The organism is Bradyrhizobium sp. LB13.1, assembly GCF_054056815.1.
In genome coordinates, this window is sequence record NZ_JBSRYQ010000001.1 from 6,154,382 (window position 1) to 6,177,137 (window position 22,756).

Consider the following 22,756-nt stretch of genomic DNA (forward strand, 5'->3'; position numbering starts at 1 on the left):
CACCGCCCTACCTGTTGCGCACGCAAAGGCGAACCAGGTCGCTGTACGTCTGCAGGCAGACCGATCGTCGTTAGGACCTGAGCACGTGACGCGGCGCGGCAATCCGACCCGCCAAGGTGGCGGAGGCCATCTCAAAGCTGTCGGCGATGCGGCGCGCCTTGTCGATGAACAGCGCGGCCGCCGCGGGCGGACAGACTTCGTGCGCGGTCGGTTCGAACAAATCCAGCCAGCGGTCGAAATGATCGCCGGCCAGGCTCAGCGGCATATGCGCCCGCATCGGGGAGCCGTGGTAACGGCCACTCATCAGAACGACCGATGACCAGAAGTCCCTGAGATTGGCGAGATGCTCGTCCCAATTCCGCACCCTCGCGAACACGGGGCCCAGCAGTGCATCCTCGCGCACGCGTCCGTAGAAGCGGGTGACGAGTTCCCCGATCATCTCTTCGGTGATGCCCGTGCGCTTGATCGCGTCCTGGGTCAGCAGGTTCCGCCGCTCGGCCGCAGCCTCGCGCTCGGCCTTCAATCGATCCGACATGTCCTTTGTTATCCGTTCCGTTGTTCCCGCAGGCCGCCCGTTCGACATTGTGAGCTCAATTGCGCGCGGCGTCTTTGTCGCAGCGCAAATTGCGGGGTCTGGCGGCGAGCACCAATTGCCCGCCGCCTGCGCCATTGTCAGGCGCTGTAGGTGTAAAAGCCCTGCCCGGTCTTGCGGCCGAGATGGCCGGCATCGACCATTTCCTTGAGCAAGTGGGGCCGGACGGTATTTGGGGTCGTTGAAGCCTTTGTAAAAGACCTCCATCACCGACAACATGGTGTCGAGCCCGACGAGATCGGCGAGCGCCAGCGGCCCGATCGGGTGGTTGCAGCCGAGCTTCATCCCGGCATCGATCTCTTCTGCCGTCGCAATCCCTTCCTGGAGCGCGAAGATCGCTTCGTTGATCATCGGGCACAGGATGCGGTTGACGGCGAAGCCGGGGCTGTTCTTGGCGGTGATCGCCACCTTGCCGATGCGCTTGGCGAAATCGAGCGCTTTGGCGTGGGTGTCGTCGGAGGTCTGCAAGCCGCGGATGAGCTCCAGCAGCGCCATTACCGGTACCGGATTGAAGAAGTGCATGCCGATGAAACGGTCGGGGCGGTCGGTCGCCGCGGCGAGCTTCGTGATCGAGATCGAGGAGGTGTTGGTCGCGAGCAGCGTGCGCGGCGACAGCGTCGCGCAGAGGTCCTTCAGGATCTTGACCTTGAGCTCCTCGTTCTCGGTCGCGGCCTCGATGACGAGGTCGCAATCGACGAGCTTCGCGCGGTCGGTGGTGCCGGTGATGCGCTTGAGCGTCGCGTCGCGATCGCCCGCCGACATCTTCTCCTTCTTGACCAGCCGCTCGAGGCTGCCGCCGACGGTCGAAATCCCGCGGTTCACCGCCGCATCGGAAATATCGACCATCACGACCGAAAGCCCGGCCGCGGCACAAATCTGCGCGATGCCGTTCCCCATGGTCCCTGCCCCGATAATTCCAACGGTTTGGATCATTGCCTCAAATCCTTCATCCTTACGGACGTGCCATACCGGCACCGCCCCATTGCTCCTGCATCAGGGTCTAGCACCGCCACCGGGCGGGTGCGACCTGATCCTGCCCTTCCTTAAAGCATCCAACGCGGGAATAAAGCCGCCATTCGGCCGCGAAACCGCATGATTTGGCGGCCTCCTGGCCTGTTAGGCTCGAGCTATCTGCGGCTTCCTCCCCCAAGAGCGCCGAGGGTCCGGGAGGACCGTGCCCGAGGCGGGGAGCGCCTCAATCGAGACGAAGCACCTTGCCCGGATTCATGATGTTCTTGGGATCGAGCGCCCGCTTGATCGTGCGCATGATGTCGAGCTCGGTCCGGGAACGATAGTACTGGAGCTCGTCGAGCTTCTCGATGCCGATACCATGTTCCGCCGAGATCGAGCCGCCCATGGAGGTGACGAGGTCGTTGACGGCCCGTGAGATCGCCGCGGAATACTGCTTGAGCGTAGCGCGGTCCATGCCCTTCGGACCCATGAAGGAGAAGTGCAAATTGCCGTCTCCGATGTGGCCGAGCGGGTAGGGGCGGATCGTCGGCAGGATTGCGCGTACGGCCTCGAGACCGCTGTCGATGAACTCTGGAATCCTGGAGATGGCGACCGACACGTCGTAGCTCAAGCCCGGCCCTTCGGTGCGAGATGCCTCGGCCACGCTCTCGCGAATGCGCCACATGTTGCGCGACTGCGTTTCGGTTTGCGCGATCACCGCATCCAGCACCCGGCCCGCCTCGAGCTGATCGGCCAAAAACTGCTCCATCCTGTCCGACATGCCCGTGCCGCCGTCCTGTCGGGGCCGGGCCGACGACCATTCGAGAAGGAGATACCACTCGGTCTCCGCCCTGAGAGGATCCTGGGTCCGGGGAACGTGGCGCAGTACCATGTCGGTGCACGCACGGCTGATGAGTTCGCACGAGCCGACATTGTCATCGGAAGCGGCATGCGCCTCCGACAGGAGGTCGATGGCTGCCTTGGCATCGCGGATCGCAAGCCATGCCGTGCACACGTCTTTCGGCGCCGGCCAAAGCTTCAGCACCGCCTTGGTGATGATACCGAGTGTCCCTTCGGCGCCCATGAACAGGTGCTTGAGGTCATAGCCGGTGTTGTCCTTCTTGAGTGCGCGCAGGCCGTCCCAGACATCGCCGTTAGCCAGCACGACCTCGAGACCCAACACCAGATTTCGCGCATTGCCATAACGCAGCACCTGCACGCCGCCGGCATTGGTGGACAGATTGCCCCCGATCATGCACGAGCCCTGAGCACCCAGGCTGAGCGGAAAGAGGCGGTCGTGGCGCGCGGCCGTGTCCTGAAGCGTCTGGAGGATGCAGCCCGCCTCCACGGTCATGGCGTAGCCGACAGGATCGACATTCAGCACCCGGTTCATGCGACCGAGCGACAGCACGATGCCGCGGTGCATAGGCCATGGCGTGGCACCGCCCATCAGGCCGGTGTTGCCACCCTGCGGCACGATGGCAATGCCGTTGTCGTAGCAGAGCTTGACGACAGCGGAGACTTCCGCGGTGCTGGCCGGACGCACGACCGCCGCGGCCTGCCCCGCCAGTTCGCCGCGCCAGTCGGTCACGAAGGAGTGCTTGTCTTGCTCGTCCAGGATCAGGCCTTTGTCGCCCACGATTGCCCGCAAGCAGTCGAGAATAGCTGACGTCACGGGCGCGGTCGGAATCGAGGGAGCGGTGGGAAGGGCTGCACCCGGCATGTGTTCCTCTCTTTGCGGCTGTTCTGCGCCTTGGGCGCACCGGCCTTCGTTCTTGTTTTCTGTTCTGGGCGGTTTCGCGATGACCCTAGCACAGGGGTCGCGCGGGCGGGAACGCCTCCGGCCGTGAGGCTGGTGCGGATTTGCCTGGAATGCCGAATGCAAGCGCACTTCCGCGGAGGTCCCGCATACCCTACTGTGCCGCGATCAAATTCGGATTGGAGATCATGAGCCGTTTCTGGAGTCCGGTCGTCCACACGCTTTCGCCCTACGTCCCCGGCGAGCAGCCGAAGCAGGACGGCATCGTCAAGCTCAATACCAACGAGAATCCCTACCCGCCCTCGCCACGCGTGCTGGCGGCCGTCGCATCGGCTGCGGAGCGGCTGCGCCTTTATCCCGATCCGGGTGCGACGCGCCTGCGCGAGGCGATCGCGGCGCAATGCGATGTGAGGCCCGAGGAAGTGTTCGTCGGCAACGGCTCCGACGAGGTTCTGGCCCACACCTTCCAGGCTCTTCTGAAGCACAATATGCCGCTTCTGTTTCCCGACGTCACCTACAGCTTCTATCCCGTCTATTGCGGCCTCTATGGAATAACGCACGACGAGGTGCCGCTCGATGCCGCGATGAGAATCGATATCTCCGACTACAGGCGACCATCGAGCGCCATCCTTCTCTGCAATCCGAACGCCCCGACCGGCATCGCCCTTCAGCGCGACGCAATCGCATCGCTTCTTGCCGAACAACCGGACCGGCTGGTGGTGGTGGACGAGGCCTATGTCGATTTCGGCGCCGAGAGCGCCGTGCCGCTGGTTGCACGCCACGACAATCTGCTGGTCATCCAGACCTTCTCGAAGTCGCGCTCGCTCGCTGGCCTGCGGGTTGGTTTTGCCATCGGTCAACGACCGCTGATCGAAGCGCTGGAACGGGTGAAGGACAGCTTCAACTCCTATCCCGTCGATTGCCTCGCTATCGCCGGCGCCGTCGCCGCGATCGAGGACGACGGCTGGTTCCGCAAGACCCGCGCCCGTATCATCGCGAGCCGCGAAACGCTGGCCCGTGAGCTTGGACAACTCGGCTTCGAAGTGTTGCCGTCGCTCGCAAACTTCGTTTTCGCGCGCCATCGAAGCCGGAGCGGAACAGATCTTGCGGCAGCGCTTCGCCAGCGTGGCGTTCTGGTCCGGCATTTCGGAAAGCCGCGCATCGAGGACTTCTTGCGCATCACCGTAGGAACGGAGGCCGAGTGTGCCCGGCTTGTTGAAGTGCTGCGCGGCTTGATCTGAGCCCCCGACGGTCGCGGCATCGGCCAGCGTCAAACGGTGATGCCAAACGCGGCCTCGTGCCATGCCGCCCGCGGCTTTTGATTTCCGGTCAAATTCGGGTTACCAAACCGCTCCGCCGCTGCTTTGCACGACGATACCCTCAGGGAAATATACGTGAATCACCTCCGCAGTCCCGAAATCGACGCACCCGAGACATCGTGGCGGGCGGCCGAAGCTCAGGCACGGATGAACGACTTCGCGCGATCCATCGGCGCCGCATTCACGCTGATCGGCGAGGCCGACGCAGAGCTTCTGGGCATCGTCGGACTGTCGGTGCGCGTCAGCTTGACCGCGAGCATCGTCGCGCTTCTGATCGGGGCGCCGTTCGGGGCCCTGCTTGCGATCACCCGGTTCCGCGGGCGGCAGGTCATCATCGTCCTGACCAATGCGTTGCTTGGTCTTCCGCCGGTCGTGGTCGGGCTCGCGCTCTATCTTCTGCTGTCGCGCTCCGGCCCGCTCGGGGCGGCCGGCCTGTTGTTCACGCCGGCGGCGATGGTGATCGCGCAGGCGCTGCTCGCAACACCGATCGTCGTCGCACTGGTGCACCGGCCGGCGAGCCTGCTGTGGGCGGAGTATGGCGACTTGGCGCGAATCGACGGGCTGTCGGTGCTGCGCAGCATCGGCTTGCTGTTCGCGCTGGGCCGGACCTCGCTGCTGACGGCCTTTCTCGCAGCCTTCGGGCGCGCGATCGCCGAGGTCGGCGCCATCATCATCGTCGGCGGCAACATCCGCGGCTTCACACGCACGATGACGACTGCGATCGCGCTGGAGACCAGCAAGGGCGACCTGTCGCTGGCGCTCGGGCTCGGGCTGATCCTGCTCGCGCTCAGCGTCGCAGTATCAACCGTCGCCTTCCTGCTAGTGGGACGCGTTGGGGAAAAATAGCTGCTCGCCACCGACCTTGTAGCCGGCGATGGCCTCCTGTCCCCTAGGAGAGATCAGCCAGTCGATGAAGGCTTGCCCGTCCTGCGCCTTCACGTTCGAATGCTTTGCCGGATTCACCAGCATGACGCCGTACTGGTTGAACAGCCGCTTGTCGCCTTCGGTCAGAACGGCAAGCTCGCCGCGGTTCTTGAATGACAACCAGGTGCCGCGGTCAGACAGGAGATAGGCATTCGACGACGACGCCATGTTCAGGGCTGGCCCCATGCCCTGGCCGATCTCGCGATACCAGCCGTCCTTGCCGGCACCGAGGTCGACGCCCGCCTCCTTCCATAGCCGCAGCTCGGCCGCGTGCGTGCCGGACTTGTCGCCGCGCGAGATGAACGGCGCCTTCGCGGCGGCGATCTTGCGCAGCGCCTCGGCCACGTCCTTGCCGCCCGCGATCTTCGCAGGATCGCTCTTCGGCCCGACAATGACGAAGTCGTTGTACATGATATCGAAGCGCTTCACGCCCTGCCCTTCGGAGATGAACTTGTCTTCGGCAGGCCTGTCATGGACGAACACGACGTCTGCATCGCCGCGCCGCCCGATGTCGAGCGCCTGGCCCGTGCCGACGGCAACCACTTTCACATCGATGCCGCCGACCTTCGAGAACAGCGGCAGCAAATAGCCGAACAGCCCCGACTGTTCCGTTGACGTCGTCGAGGCCACAGTGATGGTGCCGTCCTGCGCGAATGCGATCGTGGACCAGAGCAGAACCGCTCCGAAAGTCATTACCCTCTTCATGCTTCGTCCTTACACCAGAAGCCGGATGTTCCAAACTCTACCTCGATAAGGGCCGTGCAGGGGAACATCGACATTTCGTGAACGCGCGTTGGTGCGATTCTCGCGGCGCTGCCAATTGGGAACGTCCGCCCCGCGCGCAGGTTGTCCGGAGGTGAACCCAGGAGGAAACCAGATGAAGAAGTTCATTTTGGCATCTGCGTGCATCATGGCGCTGGCGACCGGCGGCGCCTTTGCGCAAACACAACCCGCCCCAAGCGCATCCGGCAAGGGCGACGTCGGCCCCTCGTCGCGGGGCCCCGCGACCAAGGGCATGACGACCGGCGCGTCGTCGAACATGCAGAACGAGGCCAGCGACAGCAAGGGCAAGCAGACCCCTTCGGCCGGCGGCAGCAACACCAATAACATGGGCAGCCAGGCCGGCGGCGGCGCGGGCTCCGGAAAATAGGCCGGCATCGATCGGAAATCTGGAGAGGGGCGATCGTCCCCTCTCCAAAAGTTTTTCGTGCAGCCAAAGCTTGTCGTCGCCGATGGTATGCGCGAAGGTCACGGTGCGGGCGGGGCTGCACTGAGGTTACAGTCACGCGGGCGAAATCACCGCCTGCGCGCGATGGGTGTGGATGTTCTGCAATTGGTCCCACTTACATTGACATCAGTGTGATGGCCGGGGCATTTTTTTACATTGCTGGCGAATCAGCGATTGCCTCACGCCGAGTACCTCTTGGACAACTCCCAGTGCTTTCGAGACTGATATCGTTGCTGCGCCGCATCCCCGCGGTGAAATGGGCGTTCACGAAGCTTCGGCCGTTGCCTCACGGCGGCAGCATCGACGTCGCGCCTGATAGCGCAGACGCTTCGCCCGCCCTTGTTGCCGAAATTGCAGAAGCCGCTCCGCCTCTTGAGACCAGCATCAGCGCGGAACCGTCGCGCTGCGACGCCGCGGTCGCGGCTCCGGCCATCGAAGACGACACTGCTATCTCTGTCATCGCGGATAGCCCGTCGGCAGCGGCAACCGATGTCGGCGGCAGCGACGATTCATCCCGGGAGACGCCGACGCAGGTCGAGCCGATCGTCGGGCAAGAGGCTTCTCTCTCGCCGGTCGAGATCGAGAGCGAGCCGGTTGATGCGGCTGACCTCACCAGCAACGATCCGCTCACGGAAATCTCGACGGGCGTCGACTTCGTCATCGCGGAGGAGGCTCCGGTCTCGTCTGTCGACGCCGCGATGGAGATCGCACCGGTTCCCGCAAGCGATCCGGCTCCGGCTGCAGCGATCGCCGCGGACGAGTTTGCCGTCCCCACACCGAGCGTCGTCGCGGACGTCGCGCCGGAGCTGGCCCTCGAGGCTCCCGCTCTGGAGATCACCAGCGCGCCGAAGACTCGTGCAAACATCGCAGAACCCACCGACCGCGCCGCGCTGATCCGGCAGCGCTGGGCGGAGACCGGGATCAGGATGTGGAATCCGCGGCTTCACGGCGCCGGCGATGCCACGCTGAACATCCAGGGGAGCGTCGGGCTGTTGCCGCCCGCGCCCGGCGAGACGATGCCGCGCTACGACAAGCTGGAATTCCGGATGCTCGGCGGACAGATCGCCTGCGAGGGCGTGATTGTCGAAGCACCCGCGCATGCAAGCCAGCGCAGTTTTACGCGGCTCGCCGAGCCCGGGAAGCCCGACCGGATCCGCGAGCCGATGCGGGAACGCCGGGCAGCTCTCGCCTGACCCTTACCTCTCTGCGACGACGCGCCCATATGCTAGGGTCTGTTGGGATTCATCTGGAGTTTATCGCGGCCGCGGCCAGATAGATCATTGAAGTGAAGCTCTGGTCGGTCTTGTCGGCGCGCATTGCGATGCGCTTGAATTCCTTGAGCTTGCCGAAGAAGTTCTCGATGAGATGCCGCCATTTGTACATCTCCTTGTCGATGGCGAGAGGCTGTGCACGGCGCGGATGCTGGGAGATGACGACTTTGGCGCCACGCGCTTCGAGTTCGGCGATGATGGCGTTGCTATCGAAGGCCTTATCAGCGATCAGCGCGTTGAAGGCCAATCCCTCGATGAGCGGCGGCACGCCCACCGTATCGAAACGCTGTCCCGGCAGGAGCACGAAGCGCACGAGATTGCCGAGCGCATCGGTGAGCGCCAGAATTTTGGTGGTCATGCCGCCTTTCGAGCGGCCGATCGCCTGGCTTTGCGTCCCCCTTTTGCGCCCTGACCGTGGCGGTGGACCTTGACGATGGTGGCGTCGACCATGGCGTATTCCATGTCGGGATCGTCGGAGATGGCCTCGAACAGCCGCTTCCAGACATCCGCCTTCACCCAGTCGCGAAAGCGCGTGAATGTGCTATTCCAGTGGCCGAACATCGCCGGCAGATCCCGCCAGGGACTGCCGGTTCGGGCGATCCACAGAACGGCCTCGACAAACAGTCGGTTGTCCTTGCCGCTGCGGCCCGGATCTCCCGGCTTGCCAAGACAATGCGGCTCCATCTTCGCCCATTGGGCGTCAGTTCAAAACGAATCGGTCCATCCCAAGCTTGAATCACAACCAAGCCCCGATGAGAATCCTGAATCCCAACAGACCCTAGGCTGACGCCCCCGAATATGGGAGATCGCATGCCGGCAAAATCATTGCGACTGGTCGTGATCGCGGCCCTCTTCGTTTCGCAGGGAGCCTTAGCCGCGTCCGGTAAACGGCCGCAGCACACGTCCTCTACAGCGCCCGCCACCGATCCGGCCGCACCCTACAAGGCCGACCGGCTCTCTTCCTCGCGCGGAGAGACGATCCTCAACACGCCCGGCCAGACCACCGTGCTGACTCGCCAGGTCCTCGACGACAAGAACGCGACGAGCCTCAAGGACGCCATGCGCTCGACCGCCGGCGTGACGGTCGGGCGTTAGGCTTCTTCGCGCTCAGGGGATCGGATAGCCCTTCCAGACCCACTCCAGCGCCGACGGAAGTGTCTGCGCGATCGTCGGACGGTCGACGTGCTTGGCGTTGCGCACGAACAGGAACTGATAATGATAGCCCTTCTCCGCCAGCACCTTGGCCGTCAGCGCGTTGGACAGGGTCCAGTCGTGCATGCCGTCGGGAATGGTGGGGTTCGGATAGAACAGGTCCTGATCACCGCCGAAGAACCAGAACCGGATCGGCTTGGTCGGTGCGGCGACGATCAGCGGTGCGCCAGGCGGCTCAGCCGGCGTGAGCACGCCGGCCTTCGAGATGAGGTTGGGTGTGGCCGGCCCCGTCCATGCGCTGTGATATTCCCAGGCGCCGCCGCGCAGCGACGGATCATACGGCCATTGCTGGTTGACCATGGTCGGCGAGAAGGCCAGCACGCGGTGATAGAGCTCGGGATAGAACCACGCCATGGTGAAGGCTGCCACGCCGCTCGAACTCAGCCCCATGGTCGCACGCCCATCGGGATTTTTGGTCAGCCTGACGTCCGCGTTCTTTTCGACCAGCGGCAGCACTTCACGCTCGACGAACTGCGCGTAGGCACCTGACACCGCGTCATATTCCCGTCCGCGCTGGCTGCCCTGTGCGTCCTGCCCGCCATTGCCGAGCTGGATCGCGATCATCGGCGGCACGCGGCGCTGCGCGATCAGATTGTCGAGCGTGGTGCCGAGATCCTTGTAGGCGTTGGAGCCGCCGTCGCCGACCACGATGAACGGCGCCTCGGTGCCGTGCACATATTGCGCCGGCACATAGACGTCGATGGTACGCGACCAGATACCTGGGTGGCTGGTGGTGACGATCATGTGCGACTTATCACCAGGCGCCGTGACGGTCGTCATGATCGAGGAATTGGTGCAGCCGGCGGCATCGTCGCGGATCAGGCCGGGATTGTAGATCGTGCTCTCCTTCGACGACAGCGTGAAGGATTTTGTGGTGCCGCGCGGCACGCCCTCCTTTGCGATCGTCTCCGGCGCTGGATTGTGGGTGGGACCGATGATGAAATTGCCCTCAGCCCCCGGTGGCGGCAGCGTTCCGTCAGGCAGCTCAGTCGCGCGCGGGTAGCGGGCATTGGAGGGATCACGCGTCGGAGGCGTCGTCTTGAAGTCGAGACCTGTCGTATCAATGAAGAACGGGGCCGCCTTGTCGGTGCTGTTGGCCCCGGGCGGCACAGCCATGTTCTGGGTGACGCAGGCCGGCTGCGAGACGGCAATCGAAGTGAAGGAGACGAGGGAAATCAGCGTCCCCGCAAGGACGGACAACGAATTGGTCATTTCAGCTCCCGGTGCCGGCGAGTCTTTCTGGCTCGTCTTGACGCAAAGTATGGCGAGCTGCCTGCGCGCGGTCAAACCCCACTTGGCCGCGTTGCAGCAATTGCCGCCATGCTCAAACCGGACAGGCACCGTTATTCCGCGCATGCCACGAAATTTTGCGGACACGTGGCCGTTGCTGCCGCATCTCGCACGACGTAGTTTGCCGGCCGGCCGCGCCGCGCGACGGCCGCGCCCGATCAAAACGACAAGAACACTCTGCAAGAACACTCTGCAAGAACACTCTGCAAGAACACTCTGGGAGACAAACGATGAAGCAGCTCACGGCCGCGCTCTGCGCGCTGGCGTTCCTCGCAACCGGCGCGCAGGCGCAGACCGTCAAGGATTTTATTGCCGCGGTCACCAAGAAATGGACCACGCCGTTCGAGCCATTCCAGCTGATCGGCAATATCTACTATGTCGGCACCGATGGTATCGCCGTCTACGTCATCAAGACCTCGCAGGGCCTGATCCTGATGGATACGGCGCTGCCGCAGTCGACCGGCATGATCAAGGACAATATTGCGAAGCTCGGTCTCAAGGTCTCTGACATCAAGATCATTCTCAACACACACGCGCATTTCGACCACACCGGCGGCTTCGCCGAGATCAAGAAGGAGACCGGCGCCCAGCTCATCGCCGGCGAACGCGACAAGCCGCTGCTCGAAGGCGGCTACTATCCCGGCGACGAGAAGAATGAGGACCTCGCCTTCCCCGCGGTCAAGGTCGACCGCGCCGTGAAGGAAGGCGACAACGTCACGCTCGGCGACACCGCGCTGACTGCGCATTCAACCCCCGGCCACTCGCCCGGCTGTACGAGCTGGGAGATGACCGTCAAGGACGGCAATCAGGATCGCGAGGTGCTGTTTTTCTGCAGCGGCACGGTGGCTCTCAACAGGCTGGTCGGCCAGCCGACCCATGCCGGCATTGTCGACGACTACCGCGCGACCTTCGCCAAGGTGAAGGCGATGAAGATCGACGTGCTGCTCGGGCCGCATCCCGAGGTCTATGGCATGCAGGCCAAGCGCGCGGAGATGAAGGACGGCGCACCGAACCCGTTCGTCAAGGCGGGCGAACTCGCAACCTACGCAACCAGCCTGTCGGAAGATTTCGACAAGCAGCTTGCAAAGCAGACGGCGGCGCTCGAGAAGAAATAGCGACTGTCTTGCGCTATCTTCACCTCTCCTTCTCTGGGGGAGAGGTGAAGCCGGCATGTCGGCCCCCCACCGTTGTCGGTGCGACAATGCATTGCGCTGGCGGCGTCGAGACTCGCGCTCAGCTCGACACCCTGCGCCGGCTGGGCTGCGACTTCATCCAGGGCTACTACTTCGCAAAGCCCATGCCTGCGGACGCAATCGACGATTATCTCACAAAGGAACGCCGGCGCCTCGGCGGCGCCGGAGCCAAGGTCGTGGCCTGAGTCCCAGTTACTTCGCCAAGCTCGGCAGATCGAGACCCCTGTCGCGGGCGCATTCGATCGCAGTGTCGTAGCCCGCGTCGGCATGGCGCATGACGCCGCTGGCAGGATCGTTCCAGAGCACGCGCGCGATCCGCTTCGCCGCTTCCGGCGTGCCGTCGGCGACGATCACCATGCCGGCATGCTGGGAATAGCCGATGCCGACGCCGCCGCCATGGTGCAGCGAGACCCAGGTCGCGCCGCTGGCGCAATTGAGCAGCGCGTTGAGCAAGGGCCAATCGGACACGGCGTCCGATCCGTCCTTCATCGCCTCGGTTTCACGGTTGGGACTCGCCACCGAGCCGCTGTCGAGATGATCGCGGCCGATCACGATGGGTGCCTTCAATTCGCCGCGCGCCACCATCTCGTTGAAGGCGAGGCCCAGGCGATCGCGATCGCCGAGGCCGACCCAGCAGATCCGCGCCGGCAGGCCCTGGAACTTGATGCGCTCCTTGGCCATGTCGAGCCAATTGTGCAGATGCTTGTCGTCAGGCATCAGCTCCTTCACCTTGGCGTCGGTCTTGAAGATATCTTCAGGATCGCCCGACAGCGCGGCCCAGCGGAACGGCCCGACGCCGCGGCAGAACAAGGGACGGATATAGGCGGGAACGAAGCCCGGAAAATCAAAGGCATTCTTCAGGCCCATGTCCTGCGCCATCTGGCGGATGTTGTTGCCGTAGTCGAGCGTCGGAATGCCTTGCGCATGGAAATCCAGCATGGCCTGGACGTGCTCGACCATCGAGGTTTTCGAGGCGCGCTCCACAGCCTTGGGATCGGCGGCGCGCTTGGTCTCCCATTCGGCGAGCGTCCAGCCCTTGGGCAAATAGCCGTTGATCGGATCGTGCGCGCTGGTCTGGTCGGTGACGATGTCGGGCCTGACGCCGCGGCGGACCAGTTCGGGAAAAATCTCCGCGGCATTGCCGAGCAGGCCGACCGAGACCGCCTTCTTCGTCGTCGCCGCCTCCGCCATGATCGCGAGCGCCTCGTCGAGCGTCGCGGCCTGGCGATCGAGATAACCGGTGCGCAGACGCATCTCGATGCGGCTCGGCTGGCATTCGACCGCCAGCATCGAAGCCCCGGCCATGGTTGCAGCCAGCGGCTGCGCACCGCCCATGCCGCCGAGACCCGCGGTCAGAATCCATTTGCCGGCGAGGCTGCCGCCATAATGGCGACGGCCAACTTCCACGAAGGTTTCGTAGGTGCCCTGCACGATGCCCTGGCTGCCGATATAGATCCAGGAGCCGGCCGTCATCTGGCCGTACATCATCAGGCCCTTGCGATCGAGCTCGTTGAAATGATCGAGCGTCGCCCAGTGCGGCACGATGTTGGAGTTCGCGATCAGGACACGCGGCGCGTCGGCATGGGTGCGGAACACGCCGACCGGCTTGCCGGACTGGACCAGCAGCGTCTCATCAGCTTCGAGCTTGCGCAAGGCCGCCGTGATCCGGTCAAAGCTCTCCCAGTCACGCGCGGCGCGGCCGATGCCGCCATAGACGACGAGCTCGCTCGGACGTTCTGCAACGTCGGGATCGAGATTGTTCATGAGCATGCGCAAGGGCGCTTCCGTCAACCAGCTCTTCGCGCTGATTTCGCTGCCGCGGGGCGCGCGGATAGTGCGGTCATTGTCCAGTCGGCGGTTCATGCGGAACACCTCGTCAAGCAAGTGTCGGAAACGGGTCAGTTGAAAGCGCGGCGAGCGCCGCCGCCGGCAGCGCGCCGGCTTCGACCAGCGCTGCGGCCTTGGCGAGATCGCCGGCCATGTAGCGGTCGGCACCGAGCGCCGGCACCTGCTCGCGCAGTGCGGCGATCACGGCAACGAGCGGCGCGCTCGTCGCATGCGGCGCGCGCAGCGCGATACCTTGGGCCGCGACCAAGAGCTCGATGCCGAGGATGGCGGCAAGATTGTCGGCCATGTCCGACAGGCGTCGTGCAGCATGCGCGGCCATCGAGACGTGGTCTTCCTGGTTGGCACTGGTCGGCGTCGAATCGATCGAGCAGACGGCCGCGCGCTGCTTGTTCTCGGCATAAAGCGCGGCCGCCGTCACCTCGGCGATCATGAAGCCGGAATTGATACCGGGATCTGGAGTCAGGAACGGCGGCAGGCCGAAATTGAGCGCGGGATCGACCAGCGTCGCGATGCGCCGCTCGCTGATCGCGCCGATCTCCGACAGCGCCAGCGCGATGGTGTCCGCCGCAAAGGCGACCGGCTCGGCGTGAAAATTACCGCCGGAGACGATCTCGCCGGTCTCGACCAGCACGAGCGGATTGTCCGTGACGGCATTGGCCTCGACGATCAACGTGCGCGCGGCCTGCATGATCAGGTCGAGCGCCGCGCCCGCGACCTGTGGCTGGCAGCGCAGGCAATAGGGATCCTGCACGCGCTCGTCGCCTTCGAGATGTGACAGGCGGATGTCGCTGCCGTCGAGCAGCGCCATCAAGGTTGCTGCAGCCGCGATCTGTCCGGAATGGCCGCGCAGCGCCTGGATCTCGGGGCGGAACGGCGCCGTCGAGGCCATCGCCGCATCGACCGACAGCGCGCCGGTGACGAGCGCGGCGCGAGCCAGGCGACATGCGCGCAGCACGCCAGCTACGGCATAGGCGGTCGAGAACTGCGTGCCGTTGATCAGAGCGAGCCCTTCCTTGGGACCGAGCGTCAGTGACGTCAGGCCGGCTGCGCCGAGCGCGTCGCTGCCCGATACGGTCTTGCCGTCGACGATCGCCTGCCCTTCGCCGATCATCACAGCGGTCATGTGCGCGAGCGGCGCGAGGTCACCGGAAGCGCCGACCGAAAACCCTGCTGCGGCACCAGCGGATAGACGCGCCGCGCCAGCATGGCCTGCAACTGCTCGATCACCTCGCGGCGCACGCCGGAGGCGCCGCGCCCGAGCGAGATGATCTTCAGCGCCATCATCAGGCGGACGATCGGCTCGGGCGTCGCCAGGCCGACGCCGCAGCAATGCGAGACGATGAGGTTGCGCTGAAGCAGCGCAGTCTGATCCGGCGGAATCCGCTTCGACGCCAGCTTCCCGAAGCCGGTGTTGATCCCGTAGACGGGCGCATCGGCCCGCGCGGCCTTCGCGACGATCTCCGCAGCGGCCTCGACACGCAGCCAGAACGACGGATCGAGCACCACGGATTCCCCCGCAAGTACGCGTGCGAGATCGTCGAGGCTGACCGTCCCCGGCTTGACGACGATCGCTGCTCCCTGCTCCGTCACTGTCCCCTCCACACGCGGCGGTGCAGCGGATTGAAGCCGATGCGATAGACCAACTCGGCGGGACGCCCGATGTCCCAGATGGCGAGGTCGCACCATTTGCCGGCTTCGAGCGTGCCGGTTTCGTTCAGCACGCCGAGCGCGCGCGCGCCTTCACGGGTGACACCGGCCAGGCATTCGGCCACGTTCATCCGGAACAGCGTCGCACCCATGTTCATGGCGAGCAGGAGCGAAGTCAGCGGCGAGCTGCCCGGATTGCAGTCGGTCGCCAGCGCCATGGGAACGCCGTGCATGCGGAATGCCTCGACCGGCGGTTTTTGCGTCTCGCGGATGAAGTAGAAGGCGCCGGGCAGCAGCACGGCCACCGTTCCAGCCTTCGCCAGCGCCGCTGCACCGGCTTCATCGGTGTGCTCGAGGTGATCGGCCGACAACGCCGAGAATTTCGCGGCAAGCGTAGCGCCGCCGAGGTTCGAGAGCTGGTCGGCATGCAGCTTGACCCGCAGTCCAAGCCGCCTCGCCGTCTCGAACACCCGCTCCGTCTGCTCACCGGAAAATGCGATACCTTCCATGAAGGCATCGACGGCATCTGCGAGGCCTGCCTTTGCTATCGCCGGCAACATCTCCTTGCAGACGAGATCGATGTAGCGATCCTTGTCGCCATCGGCCTCTGGCGGCAGCGCATGCGCGCCGAGAAACGACGTGCGGATCGTAACCGGCCGCTGGCGGCCGAGGCTGCGCGCGGCGGCAAGCTGCCGCATCTCGGTCTCGATGTCCAAGCCGTAGCCGGACTTGATCTCGACGGTGGTGGCGCCCTCGCCGATCAGCGCATCGAGCCGCGGCAGCGCGTGTGCTGCGAGCTCGGCCTCGCTCGCCTTGCGTGTCGCGGCCACCGTCGAGACGATGCCGCCGCCGGCGCGCGCAATCTCCTCGTAGCTCGCGCCCTTCAGGCGCAGCTCGAATTCATGGGCGCGGTTGCCGCCATAGACCAGATGGGTGTGGCAATCCACAAGGCCGGGCGTGATCCAGCGCCCTTCGCAATCGATCCGGTCGCCGGCCTCGGCATCCGCCGGAAAATCGGTCCGCGCACCTGCATAGACGATACGGCCGTCGCGCACCGCAATCACGCCGTGCTCGATCTCACCGAGATTGGGACGATCGGCCCGCATCGTGGCGAGCCGGGCGTTATGCCAGATCCGGTCGAAGCGCTCTGCCATGCAACTGTCCCTTCGCGTGGGATGCTTGACTTATATGTCTAGACATATAATCGTGGGGCGGTTCTGTCCAGCCGGCATGGAAACATGACACGCCTGCATTTCGCCTCCGCGCTCCTGCCCTCGGGCTGGGCCAATGACGTGCAGGTGGTGATCACCGCCGGCGCGATCGCCGAGGTGACGCCGGACGTCGCGCCCGCCGCCGGCGACGAACGCCACGGCCTTGCGGTTCCTGGACTTGCGAGCCTGCACAGCCACGCCTTCCAGCGCGGCATGGCGGGACTTGCAGAACTGCGCGGCGACAGTACCGACACCTTCTGGACCTGGCGCGAGACGATGTACCGCTTCGCGCTGGCGATGACGCCGGATGACGTCGCCGCCGTCGCGACGCTGCTTTATGTCGAGATGCTGGAGCAGGGTTTCACCCGCGTCGGCGAATTCCATTATCTGCATCACGATCGCGACGGCTCGCGTTACGCCGACCCCGGCGAAATGGCCGCACGCATTGCGCAGGCCGCCGAAGCCTCGGGCATTGCGCTGACGCTGCTACCGAGTTTTTATGCGCATGGTGGCTTCGGCGGCGCCGCGCCGCATGCCGGCCAGCGCCGCTTCATCTGTACGGTCGATCAGTTCGCTGATTTGACGAGCGCCTCGCGCAAGGCGATCGCAACATTGCCCGGCGCGAATATCGGCATCGCTCCGCACAGTTTGCGCGCGGTGACGCCTGACGAACTCGGCGCCATCATCCCGCTCGCGGACGGCGGCCCGGTGCACATTCATGCCGCCGAGCAGGTGAAGGAGGTCGAGGATTGCCTGGCCTGGTCCGGACGGCGTCCGGTGCAATGGCTGCTGGAGCACGCGCCCGTCGACCGACGCTGGTGCCTCATCCACGCGACCCACATGACGGATGAAGAAGTCACCGCATTCGCCAGGACCGGCGCGGTCGCCGGCCTCTGCCCCATCACCGAGGCGAGCCTCGGCGACGGTATCTTTCCGGCGCGCGAATTTCTCTATGCCGGCGGCGCCTTCGGTGTAGGCACCGATTCCAATGTGCTCGTCGGCGCCGCCGACGAGCTGCGCCAGCTCGAATACGGTCAGCGGCTCAAGCACCGCGAGCGGAACGTGCTCTCCGCTGGCGCAGGCCGCTCGACGGGACGCGCCCTGTTCGATCATGCGCTCGCCGGTGGTGCGCGGGCACTGGCGCAGACGTCAGTCGGCCTCACGCCAGGTGCACGCGCCGACATCGTCACGCTCGACACCACGCATCCCTCGCTGGCGGGGCGCACGCGCGACGTCGCCATCGACGGCTGGATCTTTGCCGCGGGCAGCGGTGCAATCGATTGCGTCTGGGCCGGTGGCGACAAGGTCGTCGAGGGCGGCCGGCACAGACTGCGGCAGGTCGCACGCGACCACTTCAACGCGTCTGTGCGGAGGCTCGTGGCATGAGCCTCGCTACTGATACAGCGGAGCAGCCGTCGCTCTACAAACGGATCCGCGCCGATATCGAGAAGCGTATCCTGACCGGCGAGTGGCCGCCGGGGCATCGCATTCCGTTCGAGCACGAACTGGTCGCGCGTTACGGCTGCTCGCGCATGACCGTAAACAAGGCGCTGTCGGAACTCGCGCAAGCCGACCTGATCGAGCGGCGGCGACGTGCCGGCTCCTTCGTCCGCCGGCCGCAACACCAATCTGCCGTGCTCAAGATCGCCGACATCCGCGCCGAGATCACTGCGCTCGGCCGCGGCTACGGCTACGAGCTGATCGGCCGCAAGCTGCGCGCTGCGACCGCTGCCGACCGCGAGCGTCTTGGCGTCAAGAAGGCCGGCAAGGTGGTTGCGATCACCTGCCGGCACAGCGCCGACAACGTGCCTTTTGCGGTCGAGGACAGGCTGATTGATCTTGCGTCGGTGCCGGATGCGGCGACCGCGGATTTCTCGCGCGAGCCGCCCGGCTCGTGGTTGCTTCACCACGTTCCATGGACAGAGGCCGAGCATACGATCAGCGCCATCGTTGCGGACGATCGCACGGCGGAAGCGCTCGACATCGCCCTCGGCGCGCCCTGCCTCGTGATCGACCGCTATACCTGGCGCAGCGCGCGCACGATCACCGCTGTGAGGCTGCTCTATCCCGGTGACTCTCACCGCCTTGTCGCCCGATTCAAGGGAGGCTGAGAGAGCGATGTCGGCACAAATCGTGCAACGCTTCGGGCAACGGTCCACAGGGGCCGACAGTGATCAACAGGACGTCAATCCATCGATCGGCAAGAGGACGACAATCATGCGTAGTTCGAAACTTTTCGCGACAATCATTGCGCTTACGGCCTCCACTCCCGTGCTCGCCGACGACATCAAGGTCGGCGTCGGCATCTCCGGATGGACCGGCTTCGCACCGCTGACGCTGGCGAAGGAAGCCGGCATCTTCAAGAAGAACGGCCTCGACGTCACCATCAAGAAGATTCCGCAGAAGGACCGCCATCTCGCGATCGCCTCCGGTGACGTCCAGTGCGCGGCGACCACCGTCGAGACCTGGATCTCCTGGAACGCCAACGGCGTCGCGACCAAGCAGATCTTCCAGCTCGACAAGAGCTTTGGTGCCGACGGCATGGCCGTGCGCAACGATCTCGCCGCGATCAAGGACCTGAAGGGCAAGACGGTTGCTGCTTCCGCGCCCGGCACCTCGCCCTATTTCGCGCTGGCCTGGATGCTCAAGAAGAACGGCTTGTCGGTGAAGGACGTCACCGTCGTGAACCTCGAGCCGGCCGCTGCCGCTCAAGCCTTCGTCTCCGGCCAGAACGACGCCGCGATGACCTACGAGCCGTATCTGTCGACGGTTCGTGCCGCGCCCGACAAGGGCAAGATCATCGCGACCACGCTCGACTACCCGATCGTCATGGATACGTTCGGCTGCACGCCGAAATTCCTCACCGAGAACCCCAAGGCGGCCAAGGCGCTCGCCGACAGCTATTTCGAGGCCCTCGACATGATCGCCAAGGATCAGACCAAGGCCTACGAGATCATGGGCGCCGACGTGAAGCAGAGCGGCGAGGCGTTCGGCAACTCGGCAAAGTATCTGCGCTGGCAGGACAAGGCCGCGAACCAGAAATTCTTCGCCGGCGATTTCCTGACCTTCAACAAGGAGGCCGCCGACCTCCTGCTCGAGATCGGCATCATCAAGGCCGCGCCGAAGGTGGAGGACCTCTTCGACGCGAGCTACATCAAGTAAACCTCCCAGGAGCCGCCGGCCCCGTCTCTCGGCGGGGCCGGTAAACTTGTTCACCGCCCGGATAGACCATTGATGCGTCCCCTCGATCCCGTGACGTCAAAGCAGCGCGTGGCTTACGGCCTTGCGTTCTTCGTGGTGTTCGTTGCCCTCTGGTCCTGGGCGACCTTCGGCGGCCACGTGTCGAAAGTGTTCCTCGCCAACCCGCTCACCATGGTGCAGGAAGGCGTCGATCTGATCGCCAAACAGGGCTTCCTGTTCGACATCGGCATGACGATCTGGCGCGTCGTCGGCGGCTTCGCGCTGGCCGCAATCATCGCGGTGCCGTTCGGCGTGGTGATGGGCGCGTACAAGCCGGTCGAGGCGTTCCTCGAGCCTTTCGTTTCCTTTGCACGCTATCTGCCGGCGTCCGCGTTCATCCCGCTCCTGATCCTGTGGGCCGGCATCGGCGAACTGCAAAAGCTGCTCGTCATCTTCATCGGCTCGGTGTTCCAGATCATCCTGATGATCGCGGTGACCGTCGGCACGACGCGGCGCGATCTGGTCGAGGCGGCCTATACGTTAGGGGCCAGCGACCGCGGCATCATCCGCCGCGTGCTGTTGCCCTCCTCCGCACCGGAGATCGCCGAAATCCTGCGGCTGGTGCTGGGCTGGGCCTGGACCTATGTCATCGTCGCCGAACTGATCGGCTCCTCCTCCGGCATCGGCCACATGATCACCGACAGCCAGGCGCTGCTCAACACCGGCCAGATCATCTTCGGCATCATCGTGATCGGACTGATCGGCCTCGTCTCGGACTTCCTGTTCAAGGCGTTCAACGCGTGGCTGTTTCCCTGGAGGCTCGCATGACGACCCTCAAGATCGAACAGGTCTCGCGAACCTTTCCCGCGCGCCACGGCAACGCACCGACCATTGCGCTGGAGCCGACCGATCTTGTGATCGGCAACAACGACTTCGTCACCATCCTCGGCCCCTCCGGCTGCGGCAAGTCCACGCTGCTTCGCATCGTCGCCGGACTCGATCGCCCGACCGGCGGACGTGTGATGCTCGACGGACGCGAGGTGACCGGCCCGGGTGCCGACCGCGGCATGGTGTTCCAGTCCTACACGCTGTTTCCCTGGCTGACCGTACGCGAGAACATCGCCTTCGGCCTGCGCGAGCGTGGCGTGTCCGAGGCGGAGCGCCACAAGATCGCCGATACCTTCATCCGCCAGGTCGGGCTGTCCGGTTTCGAGAACCATTGGCCGAAACAGCTCTCCGGCGGCATGCAGCAGCGCACCGCGATCGCCCGCGCGCTCGCCAACGATCCGAAGATCCTGCTGCTCGACGAGCCCTTCGGCGCGCTCGACAACCAGACCCGCGCCTTGATGCAGGAAATGCTGCTCGGGATCTGGGAGCGCGACCAGAAGACCGTGCTGTTCGTGACCCACGACATCGAGGAAGCGATCTTCCTCGGCAGCCGCGTCATCGTCATGAGCGCACGCCCCGGCCGCATCAAGGCCGAGATCAATGTGGACCTGCCGCATCCGCGCTCCTACAAGATCAAGACCACGCCCGAATTCGTCCAGCTGAAGGAACGGCTGGTCGAGGAGATCCGTACCGAGGCGCTGAAGGTTGCCGAACATGCCTGACACTTTCTCGCGCGCAAACGGCGAACGCGTTCTCGCCGACCTCAATGCGCTCCGCGCCATCGGAGCCTACAAGACCGGGGTGCACAAGCCGACCTTCTCCGAGCCGCACAGGCTTTCGCTGGACTGGCTGGTGCAGAAGCTGCCCGACGCGGGCCTCACCGCCGTCATTGACGGCATCGGCAATGTCTTCGGCAGCAGCGCAAAGCGCGGACCCAAGCTGCTGGCGGGATCGCACCTGGAAAGCCAGAACTACGCCGGCTGGCTCGACGGCCCGCTCGGTGTCGTCTACGCGCTCGAAGCGGCCCGCGTGCTCAATGCCGATCCCTCGGCCAGCGGCGTGGTCGAAGTTGCCGCCTGGTGCGACGAGGAAGGACACTTCGGGCACTTCCTCGGTTCGCGCTCCTATGTCGGGCAAGTGACCGAGGCCGATATTGACGCGGCTCGCGACCGCACCAGCGGCCGCACCATGCGCGATGCGCTCGCCGACATGGGGCTCGCAGGACGATCGCGCATCACCGCCGCCGAGCCGGGCCGGCACGTCGGATATCTGGAAGCGCATATCGAACAGGGCGATACGCTCGAGAGCGGCCGGCTTGCGGTCGGCGTCGTCACCTCCATCGTCGGCATCTGGCAATACCAGATCAATTTTGTCGGTGAGCAGAACCACGCCGGCACCACCCGCATGGCGGCGCGGAAGGATGCGGGCCTCGCGCTCGCAAAATTCTGCGTGGCGATCGACGAGCGTTTTCCTGCCGCGTGCGGTCTTCGCACGGTCTGGACCACCGGCCGCATCACGCTCGATCCCGGCGCGCCCAGCATCATCCCCGGAGGCGCGGAGATGCTGTTCCAGATCCGTGACGACGATCCTTCCGTCATCGCACGGCTGGAAGAACTGCTGCGGAGCATGGCGGATGAATTCAGCGCGAACGGCCCCTGCACCGTCACCGTGGAAAAGCTGCGCACCGGTGCACCCGCCATGATGAACCCCGGCATTCAGGACGCGATCGAAGCGGCGAGCAAGGCGCTGGCGGACGGACGGTCCGTCCGCATGCCCAGCGGCGCCGGCCACGACGCGCAGATGCTTGCGACCGTCATGCCCGCAGGCATGTTGTTCGTACCGTCGATCGGCGGCATCAGCCATCACTGGACCGAGAACACCGCCGACGCCGACATCGTCACCGGCGCCCAGGTGTTCGTCGACGCGTGTCGGAGGATACTCGGCGGTTAGAACGACGTGCCGCCGCCCACTCTCATGTCCCGGACGCGCCGCAGCTCTTGCGCTGCTGCGCAGAGCCGGGACCCAGGGCGACACGGATTGCTCGGAGACATGGGCCCCGGCTCTGCAGCGCACCGCAAGGCGCTGCGCGGCGTCCGGGGCACGAGAGCGGATCTTCTTCGCATTCATCTTTGCCTTCCAGTCACGCCTTCGCATCCTCGCGGCGCATTCCGCCCGAGCTCTGCTTCGTCGCTCCACCCTCTTGTCCAGGAGGGCGCAGGGAAGGCCGGGTGCCGGCTGGCACC

At 64.9% G+C, this 22,756-nt stretch carries 18 protein-coding genes and 4 pseudogenes; 13 read left to right on the forward strand and 9 right to left on the reverse strand.

Annotated features, from left to right (window positions below; all coding sequences use genetic code 11):
- Positions 1-70: 70 nt before the first annotated feature.
- The 3 genes and pseudogenes from ACVWYI_RS29920 to ACVWYI_RS29930 all read right to left on the reverse strand — a co-directional run bounded on the left by ACVWYI_RS29920 (position 71) and on the right by ACVWYI_RS29930 (position 3,266).
- Entirely contained in the window at positions 71-535 is a 465-nt protein-coding gene (locus ACVWYI_RS29920; RefSeq protein ID WP_247349598.1) for a group III truncated hemoglobin, read from the reverse strand.
- Between the two features lie 137 nt (positions 536-672).
- Positions 673-1,525: pseudogene (locus tag ACVWYI_RS29925) on the reverse strand (3-hydroxybutyryl-CoA dehydrogenase).
- 262 nt (positions 1,526-1,787) lie between these two features.
- Positions 1,788-3,266, reverse strand: coding sequence for an FAD-binding oxidoreductase (locus ACVWYI_RS29930; RefSeq protein WP_456663939.1), 1,479 nt, complete (start codon positions 3,264-3,266; stop codon positions 1,788-1,790).
- Positions 3,267-3,490: 224 nt separating this feature from the next.
- Here ACVWYI_RS29930 and hisC point away from each other — a divergent pair, with 224 nt between their 5' ends.
- Positions 3,491-4,543 (forward strand): histidinol-phosphate transaminase, encoded by a 1,053-nt coding sequence (hisC, locus tag ACVWYI_RS29935; RefSeq protein WP_354045287.1) that lies wholly within the window; start codon positions 3,491-3,493, stop codon positions 4,541-4,543.
- A 225-nt stretch (positions 4,544-4,768) separates the two neighbouring features.
- On the forward strand, positions 4,769-5,467 hold the full coding sequence (locus ACVWYI_RS29940; protein ID WP_247349664.1) for an ABC transporter permease: 699 nt from the start codon (positions 4,769-4,771) through the stop codon (positions 5,465-5,467).
- Here ACVWYI_RS29940 and ACVWYI_RS29945 read toward each other — a convergent pair.
- Positions 5,441-6,250 (reverse strand): extracellular solute-binding protein, encoded by an 810-nt coding sequence (locus tag ACVWYI_RS29945; protein ID WP_456663940.1) that lies wholly within the window; start codon positions 6,248-6,250, stop codon positions 5,441-5,443. The two genes, ACVWYI_RS29940 and ACVWYI_RS29945, sit on opposite strands and share 27 nt — an antisense overlap.
- Before the next feature lie 172 nt (positions 6,251-6,422).
- Between ACVWYI_RS29945 and ACVWYI_RS29950 the strand changes: the two genes are divergently transcribed.
- Together ACVWYI_RS29950 and ACVWYI_RS29955 are read left to right on the forward strand one after the other, a co-directional pair.
- Complete coding sequence (locus ACVWYI_RS29950; protein WP_247349605.1) at positions 6,423-6,695, forward strand: hypothetical protein; 273 nt, start codon at positions 6,423-6,425, stop codon at positions 6,693-6,695.
- 308 nt (positions 6,696-7,003) lie between these two features.
- Complete coding sequence (locus ACVWYI_RS29955) at positions 7,004-7,966, forward strand: hypothetical protein (RefSeq protein ID WP_456663941.1); 963 nt, start codon at positions 7,004-7,006, stop codon at positions 7,964-7,966.
- Positions 7,967-8,015: 49 nt separating this feature from the next.
- On the opposite strand, the pseudogene ACVWYI_RS29960 reads toward ACVWYI_RS29955, so the two are convergent.
- Positions 8,016-8,728 (reverse strand): annotated as a pseudogene (locus ACVWYI_RS29960) (IS5 family transposase).
- 126 nt (positions 8,729-8,854) lie between these two features.
- Here ACVWYI_RS29960 and ACVWYI_RS29965 point away from each other — a divergent pair.
- Positions 8,855-9,139, forward strand: a complete 285-nt coding sequence (locus ACVWYI_RS29965) for a TonB-dependent receptor plug domain-containing protein (protein ID WP_247443924.1) — start codon at positions 8,855-8,857, stop codon at positions 9,137-9,139.
- Positions 9,140-9,151: 12 nt separating this feature from the next.
- Here ACVWYI_RS29965 and ACVWYI_RS29970 read toward each other — a convergent pair whose 3' ends face one another.
- Entirely contained in the window at positions 9,152-10,468 is a 1,317-nt protein-coding gene (locus tag ACVWYI_RS29970; RefSeq protein WP_456663942.1) for an alpha/beta hydrolase, read from the reverse strand.
- Between the two features lie 308 nt (positions 10,469-10,776).
- Between ACVWYI_RS29970 and blaBJP the strand changes: the two genes are divergently transcribed.
- Together blaBJP and ACVWYI_RS29980 are read left to right on the forward strand one after the other, a co-directional pair.
- A complete protein-coding gene (gene blaBJP / locus ACVWYI_RS29975; RefSeq protein WP_456663943.1) occupies positions 10,777-11,661 on the forward strand; it encodes a BJP family subclass B3 metallo-beta-lactamase in 885 nt (294 codons plus the stop codon).
- Positions 11,662-11,762: 101 nt separating this feature from the next.
- A pseudogene (locus ACVWYI_RS29980) lies at positions 11,763-11,924 on the forward strand (EAL domain-containing protein); the annotation flags it as partial.
- Between the two features lie 7 nt (positions 11,925-11,931).
- Here the strand turns inward: ACVWYI_RS29980 and hutU are convergent.
- The 3 genes and pseudogenes from hutU to hutI form a co-directional block, all read right to left on the reverse strand.
- Positions 11,932-13,602, reverse strand: coding sequence for a urocanate hydratase (gene hutU / locus ACVWYI_RS29985; protein WP_456663944.1), 1,671 nt, complete (start codon positions 13,600-13,602; stop codon positions 11,932-11,934).
- Positions 13,603-13,615: 13 nt separating this feature from the next.
- Positions 13,616-15,177 (reverse strand): annotated as a pseudogene (hutH, locus tag ACVWYI_RS29990) (histidine ammonia-lyase).
- A complete protein-coding gene (gene hutI / locus ACVWYI_RS29995) occupies positions 15,174-16,388 on the reverse strand; it encodes an imidazolonepropionase (protein WP_456663945.1) in 1,215 nt (404 codons plus the stop codon). Before hutI ends, hutH begins: the two are co-directional and overlap by 4 nt.
- A gap of 84 nt (positions 16,389-16,472) precedes the next feature.
- Between hutI and ACVWYI_RS30000 the strand changes: the two genes are divergently transcribed.
- The 6 genes from ACVWYI_RS30000 to ACVWYI_RS30025 all read left to right on the forward strand — a co-directional run bounded on the left by ACVWYI_RS30000 (position 16,473) and on the right by ACVWYI_RS30025 (position 22,463).
- On the forward strand, positions 16,473-17,831 hold the full coding sequence (locus tag ACVWYI_RS30000) for a formimidoylglutamate deiminase (protein ID WP_456663946.1): 1,359 nt from the start codon (positions 16,473-16,475) through the stop codon (positions 17,829-17,831).
- Positions 17,828-18,556: a histidine utilization repressor gene (gene hutC, locus ACVWYI_RS30005; protein ID WP_247349619.1), complete on the forward strand. Its 729-nt coding sequence runs from the start codon at positions 17,828-17,830 to the stop codon at positions 18,554-18,556. The genes ACVWYI_RS30000 and hutC overlap by 4 nt, the downstream gene beginning before the upstream one ends.
- A gap of 106 nt (positions 18,557-18,662) precedes the next feature.
- Positions 18,663-19,607 (forward strand): ABC transporter substrate-binding protein, encoded by a 945-nt coding sequence (locus ACVWYI_RS30010; RefSeq protein ID WP_456663947.1) that lies wholly within the window; start codon positions 18,663-18,665, stop codon positions 19,605-19,607.
- Positions 19,608-19,679: 72 nt separating this feature from the next.
- The gene (locus ACVWYI_RS30015) at positions 19,680-20,453 is read left to right on the forward strand and encodes an ABC transporter permease (protein WP_247349666.1); all 774 of its coding nucleotides are present in this window, start codon (positions 19,680-19,682) and stop codon (positions 20,451-20,453) included.
- A complete protein-coding gene (locus ACVWYI_RS30020) occupies positions 20,450-21,235 on the forward strand; it encodes an ABC transporter ATP-binding protein (protein ID WP_456663948.1) in 786 nt (261 codons plus the stop codon). The genes ACVWYI_RS30015 and ACVWYI_RS30020 overlap by 4 nt, the downstream gene beginning before the upstream one ends.
- Entirely contained in the window at positions 21,228-22,463 is a 1,236-nt protein-coding gene (locus tag ACVWYI_RS30025; protein WP_456663949.1) for a hydantoinase/carbamoylase family amidase, read from the forward strand. The genes ACVWYI_RS30020 and ACVWYI_RS30025 overlap by 8 nt, the downstream gene beginning before the upstream one ends.
- Positions 22,464-22,756: the final 293 nt, after the last annotated feature.

What these genes read in the sequence shown, in the direction of transcription:
- ACVWYI_RS29920 (WP_247349598.1), bottom strand. Translation starts at nt 535, where the DNA reads ATGTCGGATCGATTGAAGGCCGAGCGCGAGGCTGCGGCCGAGCGGCGG.
- ACVWYI_RS29930 (WP_456663939.1), bottom strand. Translation starts at nt 3,266, where the DNA reads ATGCCGGGTGCAGCCCTTCCCACCGCTCCCTCGATTCCGACCGCGCCC.
- hisC (WP_354045287.1), top strand. Translation starts at nt 3,491, where the DNA reads ATGAGCCGTTTCTGGAGTCCGGTCGTCCACACGCTTTCGCCCTACGTC.
- ACVWYI_RS29940 (WP_247349664.1), top strand. Translation starts at nt 4,769, where the DNA reads ATGAACGACTTCGCGCGATCCATCGGCGCCGCATTCACGCTGATCGGC.
- ACVWYI_RS29945 (WP_456663940.1), bottom strand. Translation starts at nt 6,250, where the DNA reads ATGAAGAGGGTAATGACTTTCGGAGCGGTTCTGCTCTGGTCCACGATC.
- ACVWYI_RS29950 (WP_247349605.1), top strand. Translation starts at nt 6,423, where the DNA reads ATGAAGAAGTTCATTTTGGCATCTGCGTGCATCATGGCGCTGGCGACC.
- ACVWYI_RS29965 (WP_247443924.1), top strand. Translation starts at nt 8,855, where the DNA reads ATGCCGGCAAAATCATTGCGACTGGTCGTGATCGCGGCCCTCTTCGTT.
- ACVWYI_RS29970 (WP_456663942.1), bottom strand. Translation starts at nt 10,468, where the DNA reads ATGACCAATTCGTTGTCCGTCCTTGCGGGGACGCTGATTTCCCTCGTC.
- blaBJP (WP_456663943.1), top strand. Translation starts at nt 10,777, where the DNA reads ATGAAGCAGCTCACGGCCGCGCTCTGCGCGCTGGCGTTCCTCGCAACC.
- hutU (WP_456663944.1), bottom strand. Translation starts at nt 13,602, where the DNA reads ATGAACCGCCGACTGGACAATGACCGCACTATCCGCGCGCCCCGCGGC.
- hutI (WP_456663945.1), bottom strand. Translation starts at nt 16,388, where the DNA reads ATGGCAGAGCGCTTCGACCGGATCTGGCATAACGCCCGGCTCGCCACG.
- ACVWYI_RS30000 (WP_456663946.1), top strand. Translation starts at nt 16,473, where the DNA reads ATGACACGCCTGCATTTCGCCTCCGCGCTCCTGCCCTCGGGCTGGGCC.
- hutC (WP_247349619.1), top strand. Translation starts at nt 17,828, where the DNA reads ATGAGCCTCGCTACTGATACAGCGGAGCAGCCGTCGCTCTACAAACGG.
- ACVWYI_RS30010 (WP_456663947.1), top strand. Translation starts at nt 18,663, where the DNA reads ATGCGTAGTTCGAAACTTTTCGCGACAATCATTGCGCTTACGGCCTCC.
- ACVWYI_RS30015 (WP_247349666.1), top strand. Translation starts at nt 19,680, where the DNA reads ATGCGTCCCCTCGATCCCGTGACGTCAAAGCAGCGCGTGGCTTACGGC.
- ACVWYI_RS30020 (WP_456663948.1), top strand. Translation starts at nt 20,450, where the DNA reads ATGACGACCCTCAAGATCGAACAGGTCTCGCGAACCTTTCCCGCGCGC.
- ACVWYI_RS30025 (WP_456663949.1), top strand. Translation starts at nt 21,228, where the DNA reads ATGCCTGACACTTTCTCGCGCGCAAACGGCGAACGCGTTCTCGCCGAC.